The organism is Rummeliibacillus pycnus, from assembly GCF_044359855.1.
GTDB lineage: Bacteria > Bacillota > Bacilli > Bacillales_A > Planococcaceae > Rummeliibacillus > Rummeliibacillus pycnus_A.
In genome coordinates this window covers 3942403-3955351 of sequence record NZ_CP132291.1, presented here as the reverse complement: position 1 = coordinate 3955351, position 12949 = coordinate 3942403, and the positions used below count along the sequence as shown (strand labels likewise).

Here is a 12949-nt window from a genome sequence, read left to right as displayed (position 1 = left end):
AGGTTAATCACCTAACCCTCCTAAACTCTCGCTATAGGCATCCTTCTCTTTTTTCATTTCATCAAGCTCATACTGAACATCATCAACAATGGTCAATGCACTTAAACGAGTGCGTTCTGATACAAGGCCTAATAATGCCTGGTTAGCTTGCGCCTCAGATAATAGATCAACTGGAATGTTACGCTTAAAGGTGAAAAATACCTTTAGATAATCCTCATTACTACACTTACCACGTTTAGACCATGAAGAACACAATACCTTGAATTGGTAACGAAGCGCTGCACTCATTTTTCTCTCCATCGTCATACATTTTGTTTCAAGTGCCATGAGTTTATATCTCAAAGCAATTCCTGTGACGCTAGTACCAAATGTGCCATCTCCAAAATTAACTGATTGAGAGAAACGAAGAATGTTTTCTTCTAATCTATCAAGGTGATTTTCAATCATTTGATCATTGATATCTTTCGTGAGGTATTTTACTTCGTCATTATCTCCAAGAAGTTCAAATACCCCTGACTTATTAAGATTTTCAATATCTTTTTCATCCATTCCTACACCACGAAGAATTAAATATGCTAGACGATACTGTTCAATCTCATTTGAAGCATCTGAAAGTGTTCTGTCGTATGCATCAATTAAGCTATAAACTTTCTCTACATCGCCTTTAAGCTCTTCGTTGTTAGGAAGTCCAAATAATGGGACAAAGTCGAATAGATTTTCTTGTTCATCAATTAATGTATATGAACCACCTTTGTTATCTGATTGGAAGTAATAAGTCTTTGTTTCATCATAGAACTCCGCTTTATACACTTCACCTTCTTCAGTTGAAGTTATGAAATAACGCATTGCATAAGTTGGCTCTGTGATGTCGCTAGTTCCTGATAAAATAAACACTTCCCAAGGATTGATGTTCGTTATTCGCTCATTGCCTCCTGTATCGATATAAGCTAAACGAGCGCCATAACCACAAATTGCAGCTTTCTTACCCCATTCGCTATCCTTATCCTCAACTGCATTACGAATATTGAACGTTTCCATCTCAGTTAATAATGGAGGCTGTACATTTGATTTACTCTCCCCACGATCCATATCATAAGTAATGGGAATACCGAACATATAACCAACTTTCGTGTCCACGATGTCACTATCAAAGCTATTATTGAGCATGTTATTGACTTTGTTATCAATTCGTTTAATAGCGCCTGTTTCAAAGTCCTCATACTCAATCGTTTTACGCGATTGAATAGGCACTGCATCTGCTTTGTATCGCTCGTACTGTGCAATCATACGGTTGTGTTCATTCTGGTGCACTTCAATCATTTCTTTTATTAGAATTGGTGTTATTCCGTTCTTTTTAATTGCACCAATAAAATCCTTCATGTTATCACCTACTCCCCTTTTCTATTTTGAGGTCTAGTTTCTGTATATATTCCGTATCGAATGGCATCCTGTACGTCATCCCATAACTTCACAGGCTCACCAGTCTTTTCATTCCATACGTACATATAAATTTCATCATCAAAACGTTTAATGGCATCTCGAACGATGAAAAACTTTTTCAATTTATACAGCCTTCCCACTTCTTCAATGCCTGCAACGACCTTTTTATCAGCATTTAACGCTTTAATTTTCTCTCGACGGAAACGACGAACATGTTCAGGTCTAGCAGAATCGCAATAAAAAAGGATATTGCCATATCGAGATTTAATCCCTTTAGCTATATCCACCCAATAATCTATTTCCTCATGTTGTGCAGCATGTTCCTCTACAAGATAAATTGTTCCGTCTGATGTTTTACCAAGGACCACAATAGAACCAAAGTGTTCATAACCCCAGTCGACACCAGCAAACCATTTAACAATCTTATGTCTAACATTTTCAAACTGCTCTTGTGAGATATAATGTACATCTTTCTTAAAATCTTTGTAGATAACACCTTCAGCAGATACCCACAAACCGTGAATATCACGATCAGTAAACATTCCGCTTGGAGTTGAAGCAACAATACTTTCTACATACTCAGAATCCAAAAAGATATTATCGAACAATATGAAATTGAAAGCTTTTATATTCAATCGACCATTCGCTAATGTTTGACCGTCATTGTCGATATAATCCTTTTTAACGCTATGTGCCGGGTTTTCTGGATTGGTATCAATTAAAATACGAGCACCCTTGTAGGAACAACGTGAAATAACTTCTTTCACGAACATATCGTGAAGTGCTGTTCCTTCATTTAGCAATGCTCCTGCTGCAGTAAAACCACGAGCTTTTTTCCAACTATCTGATTGCGCACCATCAAAACAATAAACTTTGTTACCAAAAATTGTGACGGCATTCGATTTATTCAACTTCAACTCTTTACCGAGTATCGCTTCCATATCATCTAAGATGTTACGACGTATACTCGCTTGAGTAGCACCACCGATGATGAATGATAGCCCTTGCCCCTCGTACTTTGCTATGTGCATTAAAAAAAGCAGTATAAACACGAATGTTTTACCTGCTCGTTTTGCGCCACTGGCAACAAGTATTTTAGGTTTCTCATTGATAAAGCTGTCCATAACCTCTTTTTGCTTTGGTGTTAGCTCGGCCATTATTCATCACCAGCCATTTTACGTAACATTTTAGCAATTTCGGATTCTTGTGAACTACCGTTATCACTAGACAACTTGCTAATTGCTATTCGTTCTTTTTCTACTTTGAGTTGCTTCAACTCGTTTTCATTGAGGATATCCGTGTATTTGGTCAAGAAATCCAGTGCCTTCATTTTGTCAGCAAGTTTAACGGAAATACCGTCCTTACCTTGTTTAACCTCGGTTACGATAGTTCCATCAACTTGCGTAGATTCTTTTAGATCTACATAATTGACTGTTTCCATTATTGGCTTTTTCATTTTCTTATCTACTAGGGGGCCATACATTCCAACAACCTGCTGTTCCCTTTTACCGAAGGAAACATAGTCGGTTATATCAGCGAAAGCAATGTCAATCCATTTTTGAAGTACTGCTCTAGACTCAATCATGATGCCGTTAGCAATTTCTTTCTTAATACGTGTAATTTCATCACGAATCTTAGTATTTCTGAGTGCTTTGCTACCATTAACTGATGCTGCCATGTAATCACATTCATACACCTTCTGGTAAGCTTTCGTTGCATTCCAATACTTTGTATAATACATACAAAAAAGCCACTGTTTATCAGTTAATTCACCATTTTCATTAAGGGAAATATCAACCGATTCAGTGGCTTCTTTTTTTGTTGAACTTTCTTTATTTCTTGTATGCACACTTTTTTGTTTTGTGTGCACACTTTTTTCTTCTTTTTCTTTACCCCATTTGCGTGTTTTCCATGACTTTACCGTATTAAGGGATACATCATATTTAGCTGCTATGTCTTTGTACTTCATACCAGCATTGTAGTCTTTCTCAGCTAGCTTATATTTTTCAGCCACTCATTCACACCACCTCCTGATAAAAAGGAATTGTAAAATACCTTTAAAAAATTTTAGAAATTAAGGATTAACGTTCGATCCATCTTGTATTGTTTACCTCAATTTCGTGTATTAATTCTTCTTCACCTTCACCAATTATGTAATGTTGCCTTATTTGTTTTTTTTCCGATTGGTAGAACTTCATCTTTTCTTTTTTTTCAGTTTCATATGTTACTTCTATTTCTTTTATAAAGGGTTGAAGCATTTTTAATTTTTTGGAACAGAGAGGTATTAATAATTCTTCATCTTTTTCAAAGTAGTCAATCCAAACCTTAATTGTATCTGTTTCAATAAAGTCCATCGTTTTACCGACTGTCGCTTGAAGCGAACAATTCCATACCACATCAGTTCCACCATATCGAACTACTGAGTAATAGGGAATATCTTTATCATCTGCACTCATAGCTTCAAAATCATCTGTTAATAGCACTCTATACTTTTCTCTTCTATTGACATTATCTGAAGATAATTTTCTAACAGGAGTCGCACTAGACAAAAATGTTCTGCTATTCTCTATAACTTCTTTTTTTAAATTATTTATTTGAATCCATGCAACTCCAAATGCAACGATTCCTCCAAGTACACCACCTATATAACTTCCAAAAAAAGATACCCAAGAATTTTCATCACCTATAGTCCAATTTCCAAGCGGAATTCTTATTATTTGGCCTATTATTATTGGAATTGCAACAACAAGAAAAACAATTAATATAATTATTACTCTATTACTTTTAAATGATTTCATTTTATTAAACCTCCCACAAACAATATAAAGTATTATATTGCGGAAGTATATTACATATCTGATAAACAAAAAAAGCATCACAAAGGATGCTAAAAATTTAACCTTTTACTCTAATATTTATTATACTTTTGATCTAAATTTTGTTCTTTATCTGATTTTGACTCTTTAACAAACTCTAAGTTACTTAAAAGTGAATTAAAAAATATTCCCGTTGCTCTTCTTTTATATGAATTAAGCACTAAGAATAATGCTATTATAGCTAAGATGCTTGTACCTAGTATCGATATTCCCATAATGATATTAGTAATTTTGGGATTAATTTTTTCTGAATAATCTATAAGGAGCTTATATATTGAAATAATAGCTGTAATTATTGCTACAAATGCAGGCATATATTTAGATGCATCATTATTCTCCTCAAGTTGTTTAGCCCTTGCTTTTACTAATAATTGCTGATTCTTGTCCATATTTTTTATTGCTTCAATATTTTTATAAATTGCTTCTGAACCAAAATCTGATTTTTCCGGAATAAAGTTTCCATCAATGAATTCCTTTAACTTTTTATCATCTTTTTTTGTCATTTCGATAACATTAATGATAAAAATTTTATTATCTTCAGTATTTTCTTGAGTATTTTGAGTCATTTCAGCACCTCCGATTTAATTATACAAAAATAATTTATAGGAAGTATATTACATATCTGATAAACATAATAAAAAGGACACCATAAAGATGTCCAATAAGGGGAGATTAGTTGCATTGAGATTCACATCTCATATAAACGAACAATACCGTCAAGCCTACGATCAACGTTTTGGATACTCAATGCTTCGTATTATTCGCTTATATCAGATGCACTCCATTTTAGCAGAGTATAACCAACGGAAATTATCTTCTTGGGTTGGTTGGTCGGTTTGTTTTAACTACCGTAAGGTAGTAACATAGATATTCTTCTAACCAGGGAAGAATTCAACGCGCCGACCTGCCTCCAAGTTTACACTGTAAATTATTGTGCATGCAAAAAGTGGTCTTTTTGTGCGTTTTGTGCGTTTTGTGCTTTCTGTGCGCTGACAATTACATCCATGATATGGTGCTTGCGATCTTTTACATAAGTAACACTAACACTTAATTCTTCAGCAATAGCTCTGTAAGTCCAACCATCAAGTAAGCGATCATAAATAATATTTGTTGGTAAATCTGAAAAACTATCAGTATAGCTTTCTAGAATCATTACTTTTGAACGTAAAATCAATAGGCGACTATGTTGTCTGCGTTCTCGTAGATCCATTTGTTTTAACTCCGCTTTGCTTTTCCCGCTTGAACATTTTGGCATTGCAGCGTCCATTCCATATTGTGCTACTCCCCAATTAATCATCGGTACTGAATAACCAAAAATAATTTGTTCCAGTCTTGCAATTTCTTTTTTCATCATCATATAATCTTTAATCATTTCATTAACTTTGTTGGTTGTATCTGCAAGTAGCAAAGTGATCACTCCAATCTAATTCTAAATAAAAAAGGAGCACCAAATAAACGCAGTAATTGCGTAAATTCAGTGCCCCTGGTTGTTCCAGTAAGCTTATTATTAGAATATTTTATCATAATTATTAGATTTTATATAGCATTATCATATATTGTCCTCCAACCTACTGGTAGAACATTATTCACTTATTTTTAATTTACCTTCTTTTTCCTTAATAATTATATTTACTATATTTATTAATAAATCAATTATTCTTTTATTTTTAGTCAATTCTGATCTAATAAAAATTATTATACATATACCAAAAGTTACAGTAGAGCTAATGTCTAAAATCATAATAGATTTATCTGGTAAATTCATTTGAGTTTGGTTTTGTTTTTGAAGTATGTAGTTTAAAAGTTTATCTACTGTTAGTATTTTTAAAAGCAAACTTCCTAAAACACCTGTGAATACAGGTACTATCAAACGCCAGATTTTATATAGAAAGTTATTTTTTGAATAATAAACCAAGTAGTCTTTTATAATATAATAATCAAATATATTATCTCCAACACTTAGGATTATTTCTGATTTTAGTAATTTAAGATTTTTAGTTAAACTATTACAAGATTCTTTACTTAACCATTCATAAAAACTTTCTTCAAACAATTCACTCTTCGAAATCCAATGATATAATTTGGAATTATCGTTTTTAGCTGCCTCATTTTCAAATGCTTTTTCTCTTTTTTTATTAATAATTTTACTCGAAATGTTAAAATACCACTGTAAAAAATAAAACATAAGAATAATCGAATACAAATTACCTAATAATTTAGTTAGGTCAGGGAATAAAATAGCGAAAAATAAGAATAAAAACAAACCTCCCAAAATAATGATAATAGGTTTTAATATCTTATTTCCCCATATTTTCTTTGGCCAAGTCACGAATATTTCATTTGCCAATTTTCCTATAATTGAATTAATCCTTTTTAATTTTACTATCATTTTACAATCTCTAACCTACTTTTATTTAATATATTCAATACACACATTCCTTTTAGATAATTATACCTAAATATTGAATAATTTGAACTATTTTTTGTGATTTAAATGTGATTTTTTCCATCACCCCCCCTTTTTTTAGGTAAATAAAAAAGAGCACCAAATAAACGCGAAAATGCGTAGATTCAGTGTTCCGAGTTAATCCAGTATGCTTATTATTATGATATGAATGTTTTTATATAAATAGCGAAAAGAATCAAAGTGTAAATCTTAATCCTGGTTAATAATATATTTTAAAATACTGAACCATTCTTTACACTCTTGTAATGCACGTTCTTTAGATATGTTTTCTGCCTCACTGCTGTATTGTGAATAAAATGTAATTTTATAGTATGGATTCTCTAAATCATTTACAAATATCCCTAATTCTATACTCTTAGTTTCTTCTTCTGTTTTTGTACTTCCTGAGAGTCCACCAATAACTGCACCAACCCCACCTGCTAAGACTCCACCAACTATAGCTCCACCTAATTGCGAACCTCTTGATGTTTCGGTTATCAATACACCATTTTGTATAATTTCTGTCTCCATTATATTATTAAAATCAATAATATGATCTTTATAATAATATGAATTGTAATCGTATTCATTAACATAATATCCTTGTATGATGGTTACTCTCTTATTTTCAGTATCCATTCCAATTCTTGCAATTTTTTTGGGTGAGACAAAACATCTTGTTTCGTTTAAATGTTTAAATTTCCAGATAGCTTCACCAAATTTATCATTAATTGCCTCACTTTTTTTCTCATTATTATCTATGACACCCCAAATGATTAAAATTACTGATAGTCCATAAGAAAAAAATGTTAGAGCTAATAATAAACCCATATAAGCACTATTATCATCTACTATTGCAGTTAAAATACTTAATATTATTGGTAATAAAAAAGTAATTATTAAATAGAACAAGTTCAGTCCTCCTTTTGTATTAACCTAAACATTACAAAAGGTTTATTTAAATGTAAATACTTTACACCAATTTATTTTTATTTTAAAGATTATACTGACAAACCACGAAATATTAATTTGATTAATCATCTCAACAAAAACTTTTATATTTCAAAACTTCTGAGTATACTTAATCTCACTATGAGTAGGCATCCCTTTCTGCCAGCTAATCTCTTGCTTTCCGTACCCCGTAGGTGGCGGGTCCACAACTTTAAGTTGACCGTCACATACTACATACACAGCATTTTCATGTAAATCGATTTCTGCGATTAAATCTTCATCTATTTTTCTAACCAAGAGCATTCACCCCGCTGATCTAATAGTTTTATCCAAAATCTCGCCGATTTCTAAAAATTCATCCCTTATCGGACAACGTAAACATTCACTTGTATATTTCTCAGAATCTCTGTATGGACATCCAGTGCATCTATATGCAAACAGCAATCGTTGCCGATCTAATGCATCGTTACGTATGCTAGAAATCATTTATCTCACCACTTTAATATTTTTTATTAAAACTCGAATCTTTTAAGATTCTAGACCGTATAAACTATTAACAATTTGGTAAACATGGAGCTAGACGGTCTGCCAACCGTCTACTCACAACACTTTTCTTAGTTACACGTTTGAATTGCCGTTCAAACGTGTTTTTTTATTGAAAATTCACTCATGATGCACTTCCTTTCGCGAATTTGTTATATTCATCTTCCAATCGTTCATCACACCAGTGGTTATAGAATCCATTCCGAGTCATATTAATAATCTCAAGATATTCCTCCATTGCTTTTCGTTCTTCCTTTGATAGTTTAGATTTTCTATTAATCATAATGTACATAGTAATCTCCTTATAAAAAATATTCTATGTAATTGGTTATCTTTAAATAATTTTGGATATAATCATAAAATTATAAAATAAATGGTATTTTTAATATATTTACTTTATAAAACAGTATATTATTAAGTCATAAAAACGTTTAGGAGGAATTATTTTGAACAAAATAGTGAAATATAGCATAGCTACTGCATTAACCTTTACTACAATTTTGGGTGCTTCAATAGTTACAAATAACAATGATGATAATGCACAAGCCGCAAGCATCTATTCAAGTTGTAAAACATTTAACGCTAAATATCCTCATGGCGTAAGAATATCATCCAAAACTAAAGATACTGTTCACAAACGAAATGGCAGTGTAGTATATAAAACTTCCCGTGCAACAGTTTCAAAAAAAATCTATAATAAAGCTGTTAAGTACAATTCTGATTTAGATAGAGATAATGATAATATTGCATGTGAAAAATAATTATTATTTACGAGATGCATCTTTTAGCGATGTATCTCTTTTTATTTCTTGTCACGCAACCACCACTATCACTTTGCTTTGTTCCGCTAAGAAATCAACTACATACTTCAAAGCACCTTCACGATCAAAACCTGAAATATGCATCAATTGAGCCACATAACTTTCAAAGTTGTCACTGAATACTTTCTCTTTGAACTCTTGATACTGGCAATATGCAATGACGATTTGGTCTACGATGTATTTGATTTCATTGGTTACAGTCATTTAATTTCCCTCCTCTATTGGCGAATCTAAATCATACTGTTTGATTCGTTTGTCATTTGTGTGTTCAAATTTGATAATCGCTGTATTTTTAAGAGTCCTTGAGATAAGTGCTTTAGTGTAAATCTTCTCTAGTTGCTCTCTTGTGCAATTCGTTGTGATGATGGTTGCTTTATCCTGGCGAGACTCTAAAACTTCTGTCAGAACTTCTAAAACCGTCTTATTCGCCTTATCATCTGAACTTTCGTTTCCTAAATCATCAAGGACCAAGAAATCCACTCTCGAAAGTAAATACACAAAATACATAGATGTATGAGGATTATCATTGTTTTTCCACGAATCTTTAATTTCCATGATCATGCTTCTTACATTCACGAACACACACTCAACATCTTGTAATGTTTCATTGAGATTTCTAACGATTGCCATTGCTAAGTGTGATTTTCCTGCCCCAGTTTCACCTTGGAACAAAGTTGTAAATACCTTTTTAGCTTTGTAATGAGTAACTGCTTGTCTCGCTAAACGTAAGTTTTCTCCTTCTTCTGAAGCCCTTACTTTATAATTTTTGAATCCTGCAGCTTTTATGGTTTTGTCTCTAAAGAGAGAACGATAATACAATGTGTTTCTCCGCTTATCCCGTTCACGTTCAATTGCTTCATCTGACATTTTTTTACGAAACTTTGCATCTTCCTTTTCGAGTTCGCATTTAGGACAAACTTCTATACCGTCAATCATCATCATAGGCATTGGTTTGCCGTGCTTTAAGCATTCATTAGAAGTTAACGCCGTCAGAATATTGCTTTGGAGCTGATGTACTAGTTGTTCCATTTTGTTCACCTCGTTTACTAGATTCATATTTTTCTAAGTCAGCTAACGTTTTTAGCTTTGCACTTTTCCAGTTGCGAATGATTCCCTTTACATAACTAAGCTTTCGTTTATTCTCATCGATAGCAATTTTAAATGCCTCTAATGTTAATTCTTCGGATGTGTCTTTAATCATGTATTCAACTTCTTGAGATGTATACGAATTAAGTGCAGCAAAATTATTTGATTCTATTAATTCAAAGATTTGAGATGACAACGACGACCGACTTTCTTGTTGGTTGTTGTCAGTACTTAGTAATTTATCAGTATTTGGTTTATTCAATACTTGGTTAATATCAGTACTTAGTAGTGTTCGATTCTCTACTTCTTGAAAACCTACTTCTTGCTTTTCAACTTCTTGCTTTTCTACATGTTGAAAATCGGTAAGTAGAGAATTATCCTGTGGTATTTCATGTACGATTGTTTCCCATTCTTTAATACGCTGTCCTTGTCGTATAGGTCTACGTTCTACATATCCGCATGTTTTTAATTCATTAAATCCTGCTCTAAAAGATGCTTTGCCGTCCGTGGAATGTTTTACTAATTCATCAAAATAGAACACCCAATCATCTGGCATTGACAGCATATAAGCTATAATTCCTTTCGCTTTCCATGAGAGCCGTGTGTCGTTAAGTGCGGTGCGATTCATTACTGTGTAGTTGTTATTTTTAGCGACTCGCATGATTCCCATTCTTGAACCCCCTTAAATCCTGTTATTTTCGCATATCGCTAAACCTTTGCTAACCTTAATAACTCGATATCCCTCATACCTTTTCATGTACTCAAGAACTAATAGTTTAATTTCATCCGTATTCCCCTGTGCCTGTTCAAATATCCAAGTTGGTAAGACTACTTTTCTTTGAGTGTTCATTAGTCAATTAAGTAGCCAATTTCAAACGTTTTAGATAGCTTCTTTGTACTTCTGCAATAAGCACAATTTTCACAACGAATTGGTTTGGCTTGTCCTTGTTTAGTATTGATCATGCTTGGTATCATCGTTTCTACATACTCTAACTCGAAGTCAAAACGTGAATCATCGAAGTGAAGTATTGCTTTATTTGGTGGATTTTCCTTTGTTACAGCCACGATGTAGGGCTTTAATACAAATCCCGTTGATTGCTTAATAATTTCACGATAGATAGCCATTTGAAGAACGTAATCATAGGCTTCAACAAAAGAAACATACTTCTGATACTTCTCACTCCAATAACGTTTAGAAAGACTTTGTGTAGTCTTTAAATCGCTAAAGAACCCTTGCTGAAGATTAATGTTGTCGACTTTGATTTTCCAATCAGCACCGAATAAATGTCCTTTGAATATTTGTTCTTTTTCTCCAGTTAGTGCGAACATTGCAAATTCATCATTTTTAAGGGTTTCAATCATGCTATCTGCTTGTACAAAGTCCGAATACTTACCGCCACGACTTTTAAAAATTGAGTCATGTTCTTTTTCACAGAATTGATTGAATGTATCTTCACTTTCGAATGCTGCGTGTGTGTAAGAACCAACTGTTAAGGCACTTGAAAAAGGTTCTTGATATTCTCCATTTAACTTCGCAATTTCTGAAGCTTCACATTGCATCATGCTTTTGAATTGGGAAACCGAGAAATACTCTCGGTTTGCCTCTTGTGAGTAGTAATTCTCACTGTTCAAAGCTAATTTCATTGTTGTCAACTTTAGGAACCTCCTCTACCTTCCTTTCAGGTTTTGGGGTTTCTTCTTTCTTAGCTTCACTAAATGCATTAGCTAATCCACTAGATTCTTTTTTACCTGCGTTTTTATCAAACCAATCTTCAACTTTTGACATACCATCTTTTAAACTGTTAGCAATTTTAATTAGTTCAGCATAATCATGTTCCGTAAATGATTCCGCATTGTACCCAAGCTTTTCTTCGATCATTTGTTGTGTAACTCGATAATTCTCTTTGAACCCCGTTAAAACGTATGATATACGCTCCTTTAAAGGTTGATTATTTTGCCCTTGTAGTGTTTTGTTGCATTCTTCAATAGCTTTATCAATAATGTCCCCTGGGATAATTCCTAAGATACAAGCACGCAATCTACGGGCACCGTCGTTTGCCACTTTTTCGTATATATCTCGTGGATCTGTCAATTGTTTAATGTTGCCTTTCGCTTTCATGGAATGTTTAACAGTAAATACTTTTTCTTGTCGTACGTTTGTTTCTAAATCCCAGCAATAAGCTTTTGCTACTGATTCACCATTCCGTTGTTCTAATTCTTGAATCCCAAACGCTAAGTTACCCCAGTTTTGTGCTAACACTTCTGCTAATCTGATAGATGGCCCTATTACTCGTTGTCCACCTCTTGAATATTGATACATTGCTACTTGTGCTAATGCTGGACGCTTACAATTATCTATAATTCGTTGTTCGGATTGAAAAATATTTCGTGGAAATGATTTTGCCATGAAAATTTGACCTTTGACTTCTTCCATTTCTCTAGAGGCACTAGCTTGTGCTAGTACCCCTTGCACTTGAAATTGTTGTTGCTGCTGATATTGATTAGATAAGTCGTTCATTGAATATTCCTCCTTGTTTGTGATAAGATATCGTAAATATGTTTTATCAGGGCCACTTGTGCGAGTGGTCTTTTTATATTTCCCGAATAACTCCAACCTTTTTTAAATGATCCTCAAGACAAGAAGTAGAACAGAATACTTCATCTTCAAAAATTACACCTTCATAACCTTGAAACACTAAGTCTTTGCATTCTTTACATCTTCCAACTGGAGATGCATAAGTTTCTTCATATCCTAATCCTGCAACCATTGGATTTTCTAACATAAT

18 protein-coding genes are annotated in these 12949 nt (G+C 33.2%); 2 read left to right on the top strand and 16 right to left on the bottom strand.

What is annotated here, in order from left to right:
* Positions 1 to 3: 3 nt before the first annotated feature.
* The 5 genes from Q8X41_RS19370 to Q8X41_RS19350 form a co-directional block, all read right to left on the bottom strand.
* Entirely contained in the window at positions 4 to 1380 is a 1377-nt protein-coding gene (locus Q8X41_RS19370; protein ID WP_397537864.1) for a phage portal protein, read from the bottom strand.
* An 8-nt stretch (positions 1381 to 1388) separates the two neighbouring features.
* On the bottom strand, positions 1389 to 2597 hold the full coding sequence (locus Q8X41_RS19365; RefSeq protein WP_397537863.1) for a PBSX family phage terminase large subunit: 1209 nt from the start codon (positions 2595 to 2597) through the stop codon (positions 1389 to 1391).
* On the bottom strand, positions 2597 to 3454 hold the full coding sequence (locus Q8X41_RS19360) for a terminase small subunit (protein ID WP_397537862.1): 858 nt from the start codon (positions 3452 to 3454) through the stop codon (positions 2597 to 2599). Before Q8X41_RS19360 ends, Q8X41_RS19365 begins: the two co-directional genes overlap by 1 nt.
* Positions 3455 to 3521: 67 nt before the next feature.
* Positions 3522 to 4238 carry a hypothetical protein gene (locus Q8X41_RS19355; protein ID WP_397537861.1) on the bottom strand — a complete coding sequence of 239 codons (717 nt, stop codon included), beginning with the start codon at positions 4236 to 4238 and terminating at the stop codon, positions 3522 to 3524.
* A gap of 110 nt (positions 4239 to 4348) precedes the next feature.
* On the bottom strand, positions 4349 to 4882 hold the full coding sequence (locus tag Q8X41_RS19350) for a hypothetical protein (protein WP_397537860.1): 534 nt from the start codon (positions 4880 to 4882) through the stop codon (positions 4349 to 4351).
* Positions 4883 to 4997: 115 nt separating this feature from the next.
* On the opposite strand from Q8X41_RS19350, the gene Q8X41_RS19345 reads away from it, so the two are divergent.
* Positions 4998 to 5183 carry a hypothetical protein gene (locus tag Q8X41_RS19345; RefSeq protein ID WP_397537859.1) on the top strand — a complete coding sequence of 62 codons (186 nt, stop codon included), beginning with the start codon at positions 4998 to 5000 and terminating at the stop codon, positions 5181 to 5183.
* Positions 5184 to 5244: 61 nt separating this feature from the next.
* On the opposite strand, the gene Q8X41_RS19340 is transcribed toward Q8X41_RS19345, so the two are convergent.
* From Q8X41_RS19340 to Q8X41_RS19320, 5 genes are all read right to left on the bottom strand, one after another.
* A complete protein-coding gene (locus tag Q8X41_RS19340; RefSeq protein WP_397537858.1) occupies positions 5245 to 5724 on the bottom strand; it encodes a hypothetical protein in 480 nt (159 codons plus the stop codon).
* A gap of 174 nt (positions 5725 to 5898) precedes the next feature.
* A complete protein-coding gene (locus tag Q8X41_RS19335) occupies positions 5899 to 6705 on the bottom strand; it encodes a hypothetical protein (RefSeq protein WP_397537857.1) in 807 nt (268 codons plus the stop codon).
* Positions 6706 to 6972: 267 nt separating this feature from the next.
* Complete coding sequence (locus tag Q8X41_RS19330) at positions 6973 to 7674, bottom strand: hypothetical protein (protein WP_397537856.1); 702 nt, start codon at positions 7672 to 7674, stop codon at positions 6973 to 6975.
* A gap of 150 nt (positions 7675 to 7824) precedes the next feature.
* Positions 7825 to 8010 carry a DUF3954 domain-containing protein gene (locus Q8X41_RS19325; protein ID WP_397537855.1) on the bottom strand — a complete coding sequence of 62 codons (186 nt, stop codon included), beginning with the start codon at positions 8008 to 8010 and terminating at the stop codon, positions 7825 to 7827.
* A 370-nt stretch (positions 8011 to 8380) separates the two neighbouring features.
* Positions 8381 to 8548, bottom strand: a complete 168-nt coding sequence (locus Q8X41_RS19320; RefSeq protein ID WP_397537854.1) for a hypothetical protein — start codon at positions 8546 to 8548, stop codon at positions 8381 to 8383.
* Positions 8549 to 8702: 154 nt separating this feature from the next.
* Between Q8X41_RS19320 and Q8X41_RS19315 the strand changes: the two genes are divergently transcribed.
* Positions 8703 to 9017: an excalibur calcium-binding domain-containing protein gene (locus tag Q8X41_RS19315; protein WP_397537853.1), complete on the top strand. Its 315-nt coding sequence runs from the start codon at positions 8703 to 8705 to the stop codon at positions 9015 to 9017.
* 51 nt (positions 9018 to 9068) lie between these two features.
* Here Q8X41_RS19315 and Q8X41_RS19310 read toward each other — a convergent pair whose 3' ends face one another.
* The 6 genes from Q8X41_RS19310 to Q8X41_RS19285 form a co-directional block, all read right to left on the bottom strand.
* Entirely contained in the window at positions 9069 to 9281 is a 213-nt protein-coding gene (locus Q8X41_RS19310; RefSeq protein WP_397537852.1) for a hypothetical protein, read from the bottom strand.
* Positions 9282 to 10106 (bottom strand): ATP-binding protein, encoded by an 825-nt coding sequence (locus tag Q8X41_RS19305; RefSeq protein WP_397537851.1) that lies wholly within the window; start codon positions 10104 to 10106, stop codon positions 9282 to 9284. It abuts the gene before it with no gap.
* Positions 10051 to 10833: a DnaD domain-containing protein gene (locus Q8X41_RS19300; RefSeq protein ID WP_397537850.1), complete on the bottom strand. Its 783-nt coding sequence runs from the start codon at positions 10831 to 10833 to the stop codon at positions 10051 to 10053. The genes Q8X41_RS19305 and Q8X41_RS19300 overlap by 56 nt, the downstream gene beginning before the upstream one ends.
* A 179-nt stretch (positions 10834 to 11012) precedes the next feature.
* The gene (locus Q8X41_RS19295) at positions 11013 to 11807 is read right to left on the bottom strand and encodes a PD-(D/E)XK nuclease-like domain-containing protein (protein WP_397540308.1); all 795 of its coding nucleotides are present in this window, start codon (positions 11805 to 11807) and stop codon (positions 11013 to 11015) included.
* Positions 11785 to 12681: a hypothetical protein gene (locus Q8X41_RS19290; protein WP_397537849.1), complete on the bottom strand. Its 897-nt coding sequence runs from the start codon at positions 12679 to 12681 to the stop codon at positions 11785 to 11787. Before Q8X41_RS19290 ends, Q8X41_RS19295 begins: the two co-directional genes overlap by 23 nt.
* 73 nt (positions 12682 to 12754) lie before the next feature.
* Positions 12755 to 12946, bottom strand: a complete 192-nt coding sequence (locus tag Q8X41_RS19285) for a hypothetical protein (protein ID WP_397537848.1) — start codon at positions 12944 to 12946, stop codon at positions 12755 to 12757.
* Positions 12947 to 12949: the final 3 nt, after the last annotated feature.

Coding starts and splice junctions, on each gene's coding strand:
- Q8X41_RS19365 (WP_397537863.1), bottom strand. CDS start 2,597: ATGGCCGAGCTAACACCAAAGCAAAAAGAGGTTATGGACAGCTTTATC.
- Q8X41_RS19355 (WP_397537861.1), bottom strand. CDS start 4,238: ATGAAATCATTTAAAAGTAATAGAGTAATAATTATATTAATTGTTTTT.
- Q8X41_RS19295 (WP_397540308.1), bottom strand. CDS start 11,807: ATGAAATTAGCTTTGAACAGTGAGAATTACTACTCACAAGAGGCAAAC.
- Q8X41_RS19350 (WP_397537860.1), bottom strand. CDS start 4,882: ATGACTCAAAATACTCAAGAAAATACTGAAGATAATAAAATTTTTATC.
- Q8X41_RS19370 (WP_397537864.1), bottom strand. CDS start 1,380: ATGAAGGATTTTATTGGTGCAATTAAAAAGAACGGAATAACACCAATT.
- Q8X41_RS19300 (WP_397537850.1), bottom strand. CDS start 10,833: ATGGGAATCATGCGAGTCGCTAAAAATAACAACTACACAGTAATGAAT.
- Q8X41_RS19320 (WP_397537854.1), bottom strand. CDS start 8,548: ATGTACATTATGATTAATAGAAAATCTAAACTATCAAAGGAAGAACGA.
- Q8X41_RS19305 (WP_397537851.1), bottom strand. CDS start 10,106: ATGGAACAACTAGTACATCAGCTCCAAAGCAATATTCTGACGGCGTTA.
- Q8X41_RS19310 (WP_397537852.1), bottom strand. CDS start 9,281: ATGACTGTAACCAATGAAATCAAATACATCGTAGACCAAATCGTCATT.
- Q8X41_RS19335 (WP_397537857.1), bottom strand. CDS start 6,705: ATGATAGTAAAATTAAAAAGGATTAATTCAATTATAGGAAAATTGGCA.
- Q8X41_RS19290 (WP_397537849.1), bottom strand. CDS start 12,681: ATGAACGACTTATCTAATCAATATCAGCAGCAACAACAATTTCAAGTG.
- Q8X41_RS19285 (WP_397537848.1), bottom strand. CDS start 12,946: ATGTTAGAAAATCCAATGGTTGCAGGATTAGGATATGAAGAAACTTAT.